Source organism: Paenibacillus sp. MY03, from assembly GCF_002165585.1.
In the GTDB taxonomy this organism is placed as follows: Bacteria; Bacillota; Bacilli; order Paenibacillales; family Paenibacillaceae; genus Pristimantibacillus; species Pristimantibacillus agaridevorans.
On record NZ_MXQD01000032.1, the window covers coordinates 1 to 15,655 of the forward strand.

General features: G+C 56.8%; 9 protein-coding genes. 5 read left to right on the top strand and 4 right to left on the bottom strand.

The window, feature by feature from the left end; genetic code table 11:
* Window positions 1–344: 344 nt before the first annotated feature.
* Genes glpK through B1748_RS22180 form a run of 4 tightly spaced genes read right to left on the bottom strand, consistent with a single transcriptional unit; the run spans window position 345 to window position 5,077 of the window.
* Window positions 345–1,841: a glycerol kinase GlpK gene (gene glpK / locus B1748_RS22165; protein ID WP_087570138.1), complete on the bottom strand. Its 1,497-nt coding sequence runs from the start codon at window positions 1,839–1,841 to the stop codon at window positions 345–347.
* Window positions 1,838–2,785, bottom strand: a complete 948-nt coding sequence (locus B1748_RS22170) for a transketolase family protein (RefSeq protein ID WP_087570139.1) — start codon at window positions 2,783–2,785, stop codon at window positions 1,838–1,840. The genes glpK and B1748_RS22170 overlap by 4 nt, the downstream gene beginning before the upstream one ends.
* Window positions 2,778–3,629, bottom strand: a complete 852-nt coding sequence (locus B1748_RS22175; protein WP_087570140.1) for a transketolase — start codon at window positions 3,627–3,629, stop codon at window positions 2,778–2,780. Before B1748_RS22175 ends, B1748_RS22170 begins: the two co-directional genes overlap by 8 nt.
* A gap of 14 nt (window positions 3,630–3,643) precedes the next feature.
* The gene (locus B1748_RS22180; protein ID WP_087570141.1) at window positions 3,644–5,077 is read right to left on the bottom strand and encodes an L-fucose/L-arabinose isomerase family protein; all 1,434 of its coding nucleotides are present in this window, start codon (window positions 5,075–5,077) and stop codon (window positions 3,644–3,646) included.
* Between the two features lie 266 nt (window positions 5,078–5,343).
* On the opposite strand from B1748_RS22180, the gene B1748_RS22185 reads away from it, so the two are divergent.
* From B1748_RS22185 to B1748_RS22205, 5 genes are all read left to right on the top strand, one after another.
* On the top strand, window positions 5,344–6,378 hold the full coding sequence (locus B1748_RS22185) for a LacI family DNA-binding transcriptional regulator (RefSeq protein ID WP_087570142.1): 1,035 nt from the start codon (window positions 5,344–5,346) through the stop codon (window positions 6,376–6,378).
* A 1,021-nt stretch (window positions 6,379–7,399) separates the two neighbouring features.
* Window positions 7,400–9,166, top strand: a complete 1,767-nt coding sequence (locus tag B1748_RS22190) for a sensor histidine kinase (protein WP_256975872.1) — start codon at window positions 7,400–7,402, stop codon at window positions 9,164–9,166.
* Window positions 9,167–9,188: 22 nt separating this feature from the next.
* The gene (locus B1748_RS22195) at window positions 9,189–10,922 is read left to right on the top strand and encodes a glycoside hydrolase family 127 protein (protein ID WP_256975863.1); all 1,734 of its coding nucleotides are present in this window, start codon (window positions 9,189–9,191) and stop codon (window positions 10,920–10,922) included.
* Window positions 10,916–12,337: a four-carbon acid sugar kinase family protein gene (locus B1748_RS22200; RefSeq protein WP_087570144.1), complete on the top strand. Its 1,422-nt coding sequence runs from the start codon at window positions 10,916–10,918 to the stop codon at window positions 12,335–12,337. Before B1748_RS22195 ends, B1748_RS22200 begins: the two co-directional genes overlap by 7 nt.
* Complete coding sequence (locus tag B1748_RS22205; RefSeq protein WP_256975864.1) at window positions 12,334–15,654, top strand: glycoside hydrolase family 2 TIM barrel-domain containing protein; 3,321 nt, start codon at window positions 12,334–12,336, stop codon at window positions 15,652–15,654. The genes B1748_RS22200 and B1748_RS22205 overlap by 4 nt, the downstream gene beginning before the upstream one ends.
* Window position 15,655: the final 1 nt, after the last annotated feature.

Consider the following 15,655-nt stretch of genomic DNA (forward strand, 5'->3'; position numbering starts at 1 on the left):
AAGTGTAAGCTTTGATGCAACGCTAGTGGAAAAGCTCCCTTTAATCTGGATAAAACGGGCTATCCGCTCGATTTAGATGGAAAAACGCCATTTAATGGGGGGAATTCCGACCGAATCCAGCGATTCGACCTGGATTAGAGGTAGGATTTCCCACTAAAGGGCATGCAAGTGCGCAGACGGGGCCAATAGAGGGCGTTTTTCCTCTTATTCGAAAAGGGGATCGAACAGACAAGAGTAACGTTTTTAGCCTTTTTTGGCGCCAATCTAACGCACTCGCGCGATTCTGCAAGTCGTTCTGATCCTTAAAGGAGCGTCACCGCATGTTGCGTTGATGCTCCTTTTCGTCAAAGCTGGCTGCCGATAACGGATTCAACGGCCTTTTTCCAGCCGGCATAATGCCGCTGCCGATCGGCGGGATCCATGGCGGGAAGGAAGGACGTCCCTTGCTCGGCTATACGGCGCAAGTCATCCAGCGAGGACCAAATGCCCACCGCGAGCCCGCCCATATAGGCCGAGCCCAGAGCGGACAATTCGGCTGCGCCTGCTCGTTTGACTTCAATATGCAATAGATCCGACTGGAATTGCATGAGGATATCGTTGCTTGATGCGCCGCCATCCACCCGAAGCTCGCTTAGCTGGATAGCTGTTGCATGCTGCAACAAGTCAATGGCGTCTTTGACTTGATAAGCGATGCTTTCCAGAGCGGCTCTTGCGATATGGGCTTTGCCCGTTCCCCGGCTCATCCCTACAATCGCCGCGCGCGCATCCGGCTGCCAATAAGGAGCGCCAAGACCGACGAAGGCCGGAACGAGATAGACGCCTTCATTATCGGGAGCCTGCAGCAGCAGTGCATCAAGCTCAGAAATCGATTGAAACAAGCCGAGGTTATCCCGCAGCCAGTTCATGCTGTCCCCAGAGGTTCGGATAATCGCCTCCGCCGCATAAGTGACCGTACCGCCTTGCCCCCAGGCGATGGCTTGGACCAGACCCGGCTTCGAAGCCGACGGTGTGAAGCCGGTATTCATCAGGACGGACGTGCCCGTGCCGTAGGTTGCTTTGGCCGATCCTTCTTCGAGGCATAAATGCCCGAACAAAGCGGCCTGCGAGTCGCCGATGACGCCAGCGATCGGAATGCCGTCGACGAGCGGCGCAGCCCCGTACGTATACCCGTAGACTGCGTCGGAGGGCTTTGTCTCGGGAAGGAGCTCGCGAGGAATGCCGAATAAGCGGCAGAGCTCTTGATCCCATTGCAAGGTATGAATATTAAATAGGGAGGTTCGGCTGGCGTTGGTATAATCGGTCGCGTGAACCTTCCCGCCCGAGAGCTTCCAGAGCAGCCAGCTGTCCATCGTGCCGGCAAGCCAATCGCCTTTCGCCAGCTTCCCGTCCGCGCAGGGGGTATGATCCAATAGCCACCGCCATTTGACTGCCGAGAAATAAGGATCGAGCAACAAGCCGGATTTGGCTTGAACAGTTGGCTCGAGGCCAGAGTCTTTTAGCTTCTCGCACATCTCAAAGGTTCGCTGGCATTGCCATACGATTGCCGGTCCGACGGGTTCCCCCGTCGTTTTATCCCAGATAAGAGCGGTCTCCCGCTGATTCGTTATGGTTACTGCGGAGAGCTGCTCCGAGCCGATCCCCGCTTTGTCGATGGCAGCTCCGGCGCACAAGAGCACATTTCCGTAAATTTCGGCCGCATCATGCTCTACCCATCCAGGCGAGGGATAATACTGCTGATGCGGCATCGAACTGGAGGACAGAATTTGTCCGCTGCCCGATACGACGAGCGCTTTCGTTCCCGAAGTGCTCTGGTCGATTGTTAATAGATAAGCTTCGCTCATGACTCCTGCCGCCCCAGCAATTGTAAAGACGATCGTCGCAGCCCCTTGACGCTGATGCCGTAATGCGAGAATACTTCGGCCGTTTTGCCCGCGATCGCAGGTTCGTCGGGAATGCCGATAATTTTGATCGGAACCGGACAATGCTGCCCGACAAGCTCCGCGACCGCTGCTCCGAGACCTCCATGGACGCTATGCTCTTCGACGGTAATGATACGTCCGGTCTCGCGAGCGGCCCGCAGAACAGCCTCGTTGTCCAGCGGTTTGATCGTATGCATGTTGAGCACCCGGCAAGAGATTCCCTCCTCCCGCAAGGCGTTGGCGGAATCCAGTGCTATCCTTACCGTTTCGCCGGAGGCGATCATCGTCAAGTCGGAGCCCTCCAACAGAGTAACGGCTTTGCCGATTTCGAACTCGTAATCCCCGGATGCATAGACATCCTCGACGGGATTGCGTCCGATTCGGATATAAGCGCCGCCCTCATGGGCGACGAGCGCTTCCGTCATCCGTTTGGTCTCATGCCGATCCGCAGGCATAAGAACGGTTATGCCCGGAATGGCGCGCATGACGGCCAGATCCTGCACCGAATGATGCGACATGCCAAGCGCGCCGTAGCTAATGCCGCCGCTAATGCCGACAAGCTTGACGTTGGTGCCGGAATAGGCGACGTCGACTTTGATCTGCTCGATGCTTCTCATGCTGAGAAAACAGGCGGGCGAGGCGACAAAAGGTTTTTTGCCGCTATGGGCAAGTCCGGCGGCAATGCCGACTATGTTCTGCTCCGCGATGCCGACCTCGACGAATTGCTCCGGATAGGCATCCGCGAACGGCCCCATAGCCGCGGAGCCCCGGGAGTCGCTTGCGAGCACCATTACGGTTTTATCTTCTTGGGCGATGTCGAGCAAGGTGTCGCAGATGATCTGCCGATTGGCGATCGTGTTAGCCATGTTGCTCAGCTCCTCTCTTCGTCAACCTGGCCCGTTCGGCCGACAATTCGACCAGAGCCCGGTCCAGTTCTTCGGCACTCGGTACATGGTGATGCCAATGCGGGACGTTTTCGGCGAAGGAGATTCCTTTGCCTTTAACCGTATTGGCAAGTATGAGCGTCGGTTTGCCGGGAGCGGCAGGCGCGGCTTCCAACGCCTCTACGAGCGCGCCCATATCGTTGCCCTCCAAGGTAACGACGTTCCAGCCGAAGGCGGCCCACTTCTCGTCCAGCGGGTCAAGTCCCATGACGTTTTCCGTTGTGCCGCTTATTTGCAAGCGATTGCGATCGACGATGCCGATCAAATTGTCGAGCTTATAGTGCGCGCCGGCCATCGCTGCTTCCCATACGGAGCCCTCGGCTTGCTCTCCGTCGCCCATCAGGCAGTAGACGCGATAACGTTTGTTGTCCCTCTTGGCCGCAAGCGCCATGCCAACCGAGATCGCGAGACCATGCCCAAGAGCGCCCGTGTTCATCTCTATGCCGGGCACCTTATTGTTGGGGTGACCGATTAACCTTGTTCCGAATTGTCCGAACGTATCCAGTTCTTCTTTGGGGAAGAAGCCGAGGTCGGCGAGAATGCACCATAACGATTCGACGGCATGACCCTTGCTGGCGATAAAACGGTCGCGGTCGGGATCCTTCGGCCGCCTTGGTTCGATGTTCATGACGCGATAATAAAGCGCGGTAACAATATCGGTATTGCTGAGCGAGCCGCCCGTATGTCCGCTCTTTGCCTTATGGATCATGCGAAGCAGGTCCATTCGGATTTGAACGGCTTTTAATTGCAGGTGATGAATATCCATGCGTAATCCTCCTTCTACAGGCCCGATCCTCGGAGCCATGCCTTAATCTCCGCTTCCGTCGGATCGATGGGATCGGGCGCAAGTCCGGGAATGTACTGGCATGCTTCGTATAAAGCGGGAATCGCATTGGCATGAATGCCGACGGCATGATGGACGTAGGGGCCTTTCACGAGCTTCTCTTCCCATAAAGGCCAATCGTTGACTTCCACCCACACATAAGAACCGCGCGTGTAAGGCCCCTGTATCCCTTTGGCTTTGCCAAGGAACAGGCTGTATTCTCCATGATCGCCATCGAAGCGGGCAAGCGTCATGCCGCCGCCTTTAATTTCGCCTTCATGAGTGCCGGGGGAATGATCGTCGAACAGAAAATGTTTTCGCAGCTTGGGTTTGTCCTCGACTGACAGGGATACCGGGAAATTGCCGCAATGGAACAGCAGCTCGCCGTTCGGATTGTCCGGGTGTCGGACCGTAAGATCGGCGAAAAAGGTCGGATGCTGATTCAACGTGGCCGCTTGCGTCATGACCGAGGTGATGGCGCCATGAATGTCCGTCTCGCAGGTGACGGGGATTTGCTCATCGGTGAGAATCGCGTTGGCCAGACAAGGCATAATGCCCATGGCATCCTGCAGCGACGACCAGCATTGAATCGCGATCGCGGTGCTTCCCGTCTGAACGGCGTATTGTTTCATTGCAACTTTTAACGACGCAATCCGTTTGACATCCGTCTCCGTCACCTCCGACCAGTCCAGCTTGGCTTTGATATAATCCACGGCTTCGGCGAGCTCGGAGCTGCCGCCGCTTTCGATTCGTTTCGCCGCGCGCTGGATATCCACGATCGTAATAGGATGGAGCTCAATGCCGAAACGCTCCAGAAGCTCTCCTTCGTTGCACATCATCGTCCAGAAGGAGGAGGGACGCGGACCGATCTGCAGAATTCGCAGGCTGCGGAATTGCCTCACGACGTTGGCTGCCGCGATAAAATTCGTAAATCCGCGTTCGAATACCGGATCGTCCAGTCTGCTGTTAGTCACATAGGTAAACGGAACGTTGAACCGCCGCAATACTTTACCCGTTGCAAACAACCCGCATTGCGTATCCCGCAGCCTCGTCCCGTCCTCGAGCGGAGCTTCGTCGCGGGGACCCCACAACAGAACGGGCTTTCCGAGCGCTTTGCCCACCCGCGCGACCGTGTCTTCGGTGCCGAAATTGCAATGGGGAAAAAACACGGCATCCACTTTTTCCTGACGGAACCGATCGGCTATGAGATCCGCGCCAATGTGGTCGTCGTACAACAATCCCTCTTGGTTGATGCCCTCCAGATCCACGATGTCGATATCGAGTCCGAAGCTCTGCATCTTTTCCTTAATCATCACTTTGTACCGGAAAGCATCTTCCGCGCTGAACACGAATCGGCGTGTAGGGGCGTAGCCGAGCTTAAGCTTTTTCAAGTGAGAGTCCTCCTAAATTGACGATTTTGTTTAGCTAAACAAAACTTCACTTTTCTTCGCTTTTTTTCTGAAAAATTTATTTTGACAACAAGGTCACACCTAAATTAGCATGAAATATGATGAGGGTCAACTGAAATTTATATAAACAAAACTAAATAGTTTATTTAAATAAACGATTTGTTAAGTTGAGTTGTGCAGTTGATTGCATAATGTTTAGTTCGACTGTACACTAGAGTTTAGGATTTGAAAGAGTAGGAGGCATCTCGATGAAAATGGAAGACATCGCTCGAATGGCAGGCGTATCCAAAGCAGCGGTGTCGCTTGCGTTTAGCGGAAAGCCGGGCGTGGCGCCAGAGACGCGCGAACGCATTCTCCAAATCGCCCAAGAGCATAATTACGAGTTCAAACCCCGGAAATCGCTGGCCGATGCGGCCTCCAAAGCAATTACGTTCCTGGTGTTCGCCAATTCCGGACTCGTGGTCGACTCGTATTACCAGCAGCCTTTCTTTCGGGAATTGATCCACTTTACGGAGGAGCGCTGCAGGGCGCTTGGGTATTCGCTGATGTTCAGCACGATCTCGCTGGACAAGCTCGACGAAGGAATAACGTCGATTGCCGAAAGCGGGAATAGCCAAGGCGTTATTTTGCTCGGGACGAATTTGGACCGCAAGCAGATATCGGATATCTCGGGCAAATTAGCCTTGCCGATGGTCGTTGTCGATAACTGCTACGAGACGCTGCCCATTCACTTCGTCGAGATTAATAATATGATGGGGGCATACGAAGCCGCTTCGCATCTGATCGGACTGGGGCATCGCCATATCGGCTATATCTCGTCCAGCGACCGCATCCATAATTTCGAGGAGCGCAGGCGCGGTTTTGCGTATGCGATGCGGGAACGGGGAGTCGAGCTGGACCCGGATTGCCTGTTCACCGTGGAGCCGACCATTCTTGTTGCCCAGGAGACGCTTAAGAACAAGCTGGACGATTATCTGGGCGCGGGGAAGCCGATGCCCAGCGCATTTTTTTGCGAATGCGACTATATCGCCATCAGTACGGTCAAGACGCTTGCTGAAATGGGGTTGCGCGTTCCGGATGACGTGTCCGTCATCGGCTTCGACAACATCCAGGAAGCGCGGATCGTAACGCCGGAGCTGACGACGGTGCATGTCGAAAAGGAGAGCATGGCCAAATGGGCGGTCAACGCGCTCGTGCAGGAAATCGAGACCGGCAGCACCATTCGCAACAAAATATCGGTGGATACGCAGCTTGTCGTAAGGCAATCCACGCGGGCCGTATAAGGACGAGCTGTCTCAAAAGTATGACGCTCGCTTGATGAAATAGCTCACTTGTAGAATGAAACGTCAAAAACTGAAGAAATGGCGGTGCTAGGGCGTTACCCCTGCACCGCCATTTCTGGCTTTTGGTCTATTGCCGCCTTATTGGGCAAATTGTGGCGAGCGAAAGCCATCCGACCTCAAGGCTTACTTTCGGCAGGCCTCAAAGCAGGAGCGTCGTTAACAACGCCTATGGGATGTATGGGATGTACTTGTTGCTGTTACGAGCTCCGTAGTCGTTAAGAACGCCTATGGGATGTATTTGTTGCGGTTACGAGCCCCATAGTCGATAATAACGCCTATGGGATGTATTTGTTGAGGTTACGAGCTCCATAGTCGATAATAACGCCTATGGGATGTATTTGTTGAGGTTACGAGCTCCATAGTCGTTAATAACGCCTATGAGATGTATTTGTTGCGGTTACGAGCCCCATAGTCGTTAATAACGCCTATGGGATGTATTTGTTGCGGTTACGAGCTCCATAGTCGTAAATAACGCCTATGGGATGTATTTGTTGCGGTTACGAGCTCCATAGTCGTTAATAACGCCTATGGGATGTTGTTGTTGCAGTGGTCGGTCAAGGGTAGGTATCCTGACCGACCATTTTCGTGTCTAACTGTGTGCTTTAGCTGTCTCGCTATCATTTTTATATCTTTTAGGCCCGCCATTTTTTTATCTGTGCGTGCGCTTACATAGTTCTTAAAAATGTTCGCTCGTTTCTAAGTTTTCATCACTATTCATGCCAAGCGCTCGTCTATACAATGAAGTTAAGTCCCCCAAAGCAGCCGCTATCAGCTAAGGAGAAGGAGGATGGAGGCGGAATTGGAGCATGCGGCCGGAACCAAATGAACTCGCGCGCGGCGGGCGGGCTGCAAAAGGGAAGTTGTCTACCGCCAAAGTTCCTTCGTATAATAATTGCAACTAGAATGGAAGCGCTTCAAGCGAAGCCTCCGAATGCGAAAGAAGGCTGTTGCAGTGAAAAATATGAGGATCGTTCAGAAAATGGCGCTAGGTTACCTGCTTCTCGTGTTGTTGCCGATTATCGTTTTCGGCGGTTACTTGTACAATCAGTTCTACATGGACGTCATGTCCGAATATTCCGAAGGCAAGCAGAAGCTGGTGGTGCAAGCCGGCGACGGCTTCCGGTCCAGCCTGAAGCAGGTGGAATCCATTCATGCCTTGTTCATGAACAACCAGCAACTGATCGATTATTTAAATGGAAACTACAGTTCGGAGCTGCAGCATGTATACAACTATCTCAAAGACATACGTCCGCTATTTATATACGCGCAATCGCGCGATAACGGGATCTCTTCTCTTAAGTTGTACAAAACGCTGCCTAAGGTCCACTCCGTGGACGGAGAGCTCGAAGATCTGGAGCGGATAAATGAAGAGCCTCTGGCGTTGCTGGAAGGGGTCAAAGTGGACGAAGGCGTCTGGCTGCGGAGCGCAAGCTCCGATATTGCCGAGCTTCCGAGCTTGAGCTACTACCAGCGCATCTATAACAACAGCTATACGAAGCCGCTGGCCGTGCTGGAGATCAAAACGAATGAATCGTTGATTAGCAATTTCTTTAAGGCGGTAGATGTCAATCACAACATGCAAGTGCGGATCATGCAGGGCGGAGAAACGGCATACAGCAGCGAAGGTGCCGGACAGGACGACGAATTGACGGCAAGCTTGCTTGCCATGGCGGATGAAAGCGATCAAGGTTATGCTTACTCCAGCAAGCAGAGGGCGCTTGTGAATTCGCTGACGATTCCGGAGCTGTCCACGACGTTCTACTTCTTTAGCCAGATGGACGAGGTGTTCGTCGATATTCGGACCAAGACGCTTGTCCTTGCTCTGATCCTGTTAGTATCGCTTGCGGTGCTGACGGGCATCTATTACGCGACGGCCTCCTCGATCGTTCGCCGCATTCTCGGACTGGCCAAGCACATGAGACGGGGAGACGAGAGCAATCTGACCTTCTACAAAGTAGGCAAATCCAACGATGAAATCGATTTGTTGACCCGATCCTACAACTCGCTGGTCCAGCGAATTGACGAGTTGCTAAATACCGTGCACAAAGCCGAGCTGATGAAGAAGGAAGCGGATTATCTGGTGCTGCAAGCGCAGATTAAGCCCCATTTTCTGTACAATACGCTGGAATCCATAAGGATGCTCGCCGAAATCAACAACGATCAGGAAGTCGTGGACGCGACTTACACGTTCGGGCGGCTGCTTAGGTACACGCTGAACTCCGGCGACAACGAGACGAGGCTGCAGCATGAGATCGATAACGTGAAGCACTATTTGGACATGCATAAGCTGCGCATGCTGGATCGGTTAAGCTTCTCCATCCAGGTGCTGACGGAGATTGACGATATCCGCTGTCCCCGCTTTATTCTGCAGCCGCTCGTGGAGAACTGCATCCAGCATGGCATCGGACAGAGCCGCAAGCGCGGAGAGATCGATATCGTCGTCCGAAGAGAAGGCGCGGAGCTCCAGATCGTGATTGCCGATAACGGTCCCGGCATCCCCGCAGAAAGGCTGGAGCTGATCCGGGGCGTGCTGAGCAACGAACGGGATCGCGAGGAGCTGCAGAACGAGAATTCCGGTCACGGGCTGTACAATGTCAGCGAACGCATTCGCGCGTTCTACGGCGGACATACGCGGCTGCTGATCGAGAGCTGCGAAGGGGAGGGCACGAAGTATATTCTGAGGCTGACGGTTTCTCCCTTAGGCGGATCCGCCGCGCGCGAAGGATAACGATAAAAGGAGTGAAGATCGAATGGAGCAACAACGAATGAGCGAGATTCCGGATACGCTTATGCTGGAGGAAAGGGCGGCCCACGCCATCAACGCGATGATCGGGCTGGCCGACCGCGATCATGGCTACATCCCGTTCTTTAGCGCGGACTTGATGCACAAGCCCGCCTATATGCAGCATGGCGATTGGGATTACGGGTCCTCACACGGCAGGATGATCGACGGCCTGATTCTGGCCAGGCATATGTCCGGCGAGACGTTCGGCAAGGAAGTCGAGGAGCGGTATCGCGAGAATCTGCTGTCGTTCTTCAAGGAGGACGGGATGAGCTATCGCCAAATCAACCCGACCCGCGACTGGGAGCCGAACGCCAACCTGATCGACCAGCGCGCCGTCATCCTGTCCTTGACGACCTGGTACATGGAATCTGGAGATCCCAAGGTGAAGGAAGCGGCGGATCGCCATGTGGCGGCCTTGAAGAGAATCGCCGTCAAGGAACGGGACGTCTGGTATTATCCGGCTTCCGAATACAAGGAGACGGGATGGCCCTCGGCGAACGGCGTGCAGCTGAGACTGGCGCCGGACCCCGCGGCATTTTGCGGCAGGCTGGTCATGCCGCTGCTGAAGTACCACGAGCTGACCGGCAATGAAGACGCTTACGAGCTCTGCCAGTTTTTTACCGCGCTAATCATGGAGCGGAGCGGCGTCTTCAACAAAGACGGCAGCTTCAACGATTCGCTGGCTTACCGCAGCGGCCACTTCCATACCCGTTTGGGGACGCTCGACGCCATCGCCCGCTTCGGCATGCACTCCGGCAACGCGGCGATGATCGCCTGGGTCAAGAAAAGCTACGATTGGGCGCTGACCAAATGCACGGCGTTCGGCTGGACGCCGGGCGATCTGCACGAGCAGGCCTACGAGCACGAGACGTGCTCGCTCGTGGACCTGATCGCCTGCGGCATTACGCTGGCCAAGAGCGGTTACGTGGAATATTGGGGCGTCGTCGAGCGGTTTCTGCGCAACCATCTGGCGGAATCGCAGTTGCTGGATCTTGACTGGGTGGAGCAGACGGACGACAAGTCGAACGATATACAGGCCCACACAACCTTCTACAAGGTGGCGGAGCGCACCCGGGGTTCCTTCGCGGGTTATTCGGCGCCGAACGATTTTGTATGCGACGTCAACGAAGGGCGCGGCCACACGAGCGATTTGCAAATTTGCTGCCTGGGATCGGGCACGCGCGGCTTATTCATGGGCTGGAGCAACACGATTACGGAGAAAAACGGGACCGTCAGCGTCAATTTTTTGCTGAACCGGGGTTCGAAGTGGCTTGACGTCAGCAGCCATCTGCCTCACGAAGGCAAGATCGTGCTGGACGTGCGCTCGGACATCGCAAGGCTTCTGATCCGCATACCGGAGTGGGCCGGTTTTACAAAGATCAAGTACACCCGCGAGCGGGAGGGGATCTTGGCCGAAGGCAAAGGCAGCGAGGAGAGCAGCTGGGTTAACCGCCACTTCCTCTCGCTCGGCAAGGCGACCACCGGGGAACGAATTACGGTGACCTTCCCGTTAAGCTTCCGCAAGACGCTGGAGAACGCCGTCGGCCAAACGTTCGAGGCGGAATGGCGCGGCGACGACGTGGTGGGGATTACCCCGAAGGGCACGAAAAAGCCGCTGTACAGCGGGCGGCAAGTTTTCGATCGGGCCCCGATGCGCGGAGGCGATTATCGCCGACTGGATCGCGAATTCGTATGGTAAAACGGCTGCTTTGTTATTACGGCGACGACTTTACGGGGTCGACGGACGTGTTGGAGGCGCTGTACCGTACGGGCCTGCGCACGATTTTGTTCCTGGAACCGCCGGAACCGGAGCTGCTCCAGGGGAAATTCCGGGACGCGGATTGCTTCGGCGTGGCCGGAGTAAGCCGTTCCTTGCCGCCGGAAGAGATGGAGCGCGAGCTTCGTCCCGTCTTGGCTACGCTGAGGTCGGCGAACGCGGCGATCGTCCATTACAAGATTTGCTCCACGTTCGATTCATCCCCGGACACGGGCAGCATAGGCCGGGCGATCGAGATCGGCAGCGATGTGTTCGATAGCCGCAAGCGAGGCAAGTTCGTGCCGCTGCTGGTCGGCGTCCCCTATTTGCGCCGGTATACGGTGTTCGGGCATCACTTCGCGGGAGCGGGGGGCGAGGTGCATCGGCTGGACCGCCACCCGACGATGAAGAGGCATCCCGTTACTCCCATGGCGGAATCGGATCTGCGTCTGCACTTGGGAAAGCAGACCGACTTGTCCATCTCCCTGCTGGACATCGCGGCGCAAGACGGCGAGCATGAGGCCGTGCGCATGCGTCTCAATGGTCTTGTGTCGGAGGAGGAGCCGGATATCGTGCTCTTCGACGTGATCGACGAGAAGCGGTTGGCCGCGGCGGGCAGGCTCATCTGGGAGGAGGCGGCGGAGGGCGAAGGCCTCTTCGTGGCGGGTTCCTCCGGCGTGGAATACGCGCTGGGATCCGCTTGGCGCGCGGAAGGGCTGGCGCCCGTGGAGGGCCCGGCGGTAGAGCCGGTGAGCGCGGTCGACAGGCTGTTAGTCGTGTCTGGTAGCTGCTCGCCGGTTACCGAGCGGCAGATTCGTTATGCGCTCGATGCCGGTTATGCCGGCATCCGCGTCGCCGGAGAAGAGCTGCTGAGTCCCGAACGCCGGGAGGACGCGATCGCGAACCTGAAAAAGCAGACGCTGGAGCAGCTTGCCGAGGGGCGCAGCGTCATTCTGTATTCGGCGCTGGGTCCCCATGACGAGGGCATCGGCCCGCTGCGGGACGCGCTGGCGGCGCTAGGGCAACGCGCGGAGGCAAGCAGCCGCCTGCTCGGCGAGGCGCTTGGCGCTATTTGCCGGCAGGTCGTTGCAGAAGCCGGTATTTCCCGCATCGTCATCGCCGGCGGGGATACGTCGGGGTACGTCTCGCGGACGATCGGCATTTACGCTCTGGAATGCAAAGCTGCGATCGAGCCGGGAGGACCGTTATGCCGAGCCCATTGTCATGATCCGTCCATCGACGGGCTGGAGCTGGTGCTCAAAGGGGGACAGGTGGGAAGCGACGACTTCCTGGAGCGAGTGCGACTGGGAACGGCATCGGGGGCGAGAGGTTTATGGTCAGGAGGCGGGAGACGATGAAACGGACAAGACGGGAGGCCGCAAGCTTGCCCGACTATGAGAATTTAAACGTGCTTCAGCGGGGGACCGAACGTCCCAGAGCCGCAGCCGTTCCGTTCGCGGATGAACGGTCTGCGCTCGAAAACGATGGTTTGGCTTCCCCTTATTATCGCTGCCTGAGCGGCGATTGGAAATTTCATTACGCGGAAAGTCCCGTTGAAGCTCCGGCTGGATTTCACGAGCCTTCGTATAGCTGCGAAGACTGGGCGACGCTGCCGGTTCCAAGCAATTGGCAGCTGCACGGCTACGGCGTGCCCCTGTACAGCAGCAGCAAATATCCGTTCCCGGTGGATCCTCCGCATATTCCGAAGCGGAATCCCACTGGCTGCTATGTCACGACGTTCTCTTTGGGAGACGAATGGCTGGAGCGATGTCTCGTTCTGGCTTTCGATGGCGTCGACGCGGCGTTCCATCTGTGGGTGAACGGAGAGGAGGCCGGCTTCGGCCAAGGCAGCCACAATCGCATGGAATTCGATATTACGTCGCTTGTCCGCAAGGGCGAGAACAAGCTGGCGGTCCGCGTCTATCAATGGTCGACGGGCAGTTATCTCGAGGATCAGGACAAGTGGCGCCTCAGCGGCATATTCAGGGATGTGCATCTATTGTCCGTGTCGGGTACTCATCTATTCGACGCCAAGTTGGTCACCAGGCTCCGCGACTCGTACCGAGAAGGCGCCTTGGAGGTTGCCGTCACGATACGCAACCGGTCGCAAGGCCGCGCAGCAAGAAGCGAGGAGACCTGCTCTATTGAGGCGAAGCTCCTGAGTCCGGCTATGGCTGCCATTGCAAGCGCGGCGATTGCCGCGGCCGGTCCGGACCCAGGCGAAGAAACCGTCATCTGCGCCGAGCTACCCGTTGCCGCTCCCGAGCTTTGGTCGGCGGAGTGGCCGGCTCTCTATACGCTTCTGCTGACTTTGAAGAATGGACAGGGCGAAGCAACCGAGGTACAGCGCTTCTCCGTCGGCTTCCGCGACGTTCAGGTGAAGGACGGAAAGGTGCTCGTCAACGGAAACCCCATCATTATTCGCGGGGTGAACCGCAATGAATTCCATCCCGATCTCGGCCACGTGACGACGATGGAGGACATGATCCGGGACATTGCGTTAATGAAGCAGCATAATATCAATACCGTGCGCTGCTCGCATTATCCCAACGACGAACGTTGGCTCGACTTATGCGATCGTTATGGGCTGTACGTCATCGACGAAGCGGATCTGGAGACGCACGGCTGCGTGTTTCTGGGAGAGATCAGCCGCTGGATAAACAATCCCGACGAGAAAACCGCGTTCGAAAGCACGCTGGCCGAGGATCCCGCTTGGAGGGAAGCGTTCCTGGACCGGATGGCGCGATTGGTGGAAAGAGACAAAAACCATCCTTCCGTCATCGTCTGGTCGATTGGCAACGAATCGGGTTACGGCGTCAATCACGATGCCATGGCTGCTTGGACCAGGGCGGCAGATCCCACGCGCCCAATTCATTACGAGCGGGCGGGAGAGTCTCCCGTCGTCGATATCGTCAGCTCCATGTATCCTTCCGTGGACATGTTGATCGCCGAAGGGGAAAAGGAGGATACGCGCCCGTATCTGATGGTGGAATTCGGTCATGCGATGGGCAACGCGCTGGGCAATCAGCAGGAGTATTGGGACGCGGTCTACCGGTATCCCCGGCTCTGCGGCGGACTGATCTGGGAATGGTCCGATCTTGCGATTCGCCGCAAGATGGACGACGGCAGTCTCAGGTACGCGTACGGAGGCGACTTCGGCGACGAACCGCATAGCGGCCACTTCTGCATCGACGGGCTGTTGTTCCCCGATCGGTCATCCAAACCGGCTTTAGCGGAATTCAAAAAGGCGATCGAACCCGTCGTCGTGCGGCCGGTCGAACCGGAAACAGGGATATTACGGATAATCAATCGCTATGATTCGGTCACGTTGGAGCATCTCCTGCCTCGTTGGCGGGTTTATCGCAACGGCGACGTCATAGAGGAGGGCGAGCTTCCGCCTTTACCGATTTCACCGGGGGACGGGGAGCTCGTCGCGATTCCTTATCGCTCCGTGCCGTCAGGCCGGGGAGAATATTGGCTCCATGTCAGCTTCGTTCTTCGCGAGCACGCGGCATGGGCGGAAGCGGGACACGAGGTCGCATGGGCCGACGTGCCGCTGACCCGTTCCGGAAGTACGGAAGCTATGCATGTCCCGGAAGTCGCGGCAGCCATGGCAGCCGAGGCAGCCAGGGCAGCCAGGGAAGAGGCGGCGAATGCCGTTGTCGCGAAGCCGGAGAGTGAATTGTCGCGTACGGAGACCGGATTGTCGAGTACGGAGACCGGATTGTCGCGTACAGAGAACGAATTGTCGCTGACGGAGAACGATGCCGCTCTATCGGTTGCCGGAGACGGCTTCGCCTTGGTCTTCGACAAGCTGGCCGGGGAGATCGTCGCCTGGGAATGCAGGGGCGCATCCTTGCTGGCGAAGGGGCCCGCCATCCATCTATGGCGCGCGCCGGTGGACAACGACGTCCATCTGGCGAAGCGGTGGCGAGAGGCGGGGTATCACGAGTTAACCGCCTATGTTCGCCGCGTCGATTCGGAGATCGCCGAAGGCGGTTCGGCCGTTCGGATCGAAGTGGAATCCATGCTGGGCGTCAAAGGGGCCCGCATGTTGTTCCGGACGGAGCAGCTGTACACGATTGGCGGCAATGGCGACGTAAGACTGGAGAACCGGATCATCCCCCTGAAGGAGGATCTGCCGCCGCTGCCCAGAGCGGGCATGCGGTTCGCGATGGCGAAGTCGTTCGACCGTTTCGCCTGGTTCGGCAGAGGCCCGCACGAATGTTACCCCGACCGCAAGGCGAGCGGCAAGCTCGGCGTCTACGAAGGCAAGGTTTCGGAACAATTCGTACCGTATATCAAGCCTCAAGAGAGCGGAAGCAAGGCGGACGTGCGCTGGGCGACGATCGCCGAAGCCGGGGGCGCCGGTTTGCTCGTGGCGGGAGCCGCGGAGGGAATGCTGGGACAATTGGGCGTCAACCGATACGGGACGAAGGCGCTCGGCGAAACAAACCATCATGCCGACCTTGTCCCGTCGGACGAAATCGAAGTTCTGGCGGATTGGAGACAATCGGGACTCGGCAACCATAGCTGCGGCTACGCGCCGACCCTGCCGTCCTATTTGATATCCGCCGAAAGCATGACATATACCGTACGGCTCAAGCCGTTCTGGAACGACGAATCGCGGGCGGCCGCGATCCGGCGCGCCCATTCATCACACAAGGAGGGCTAAC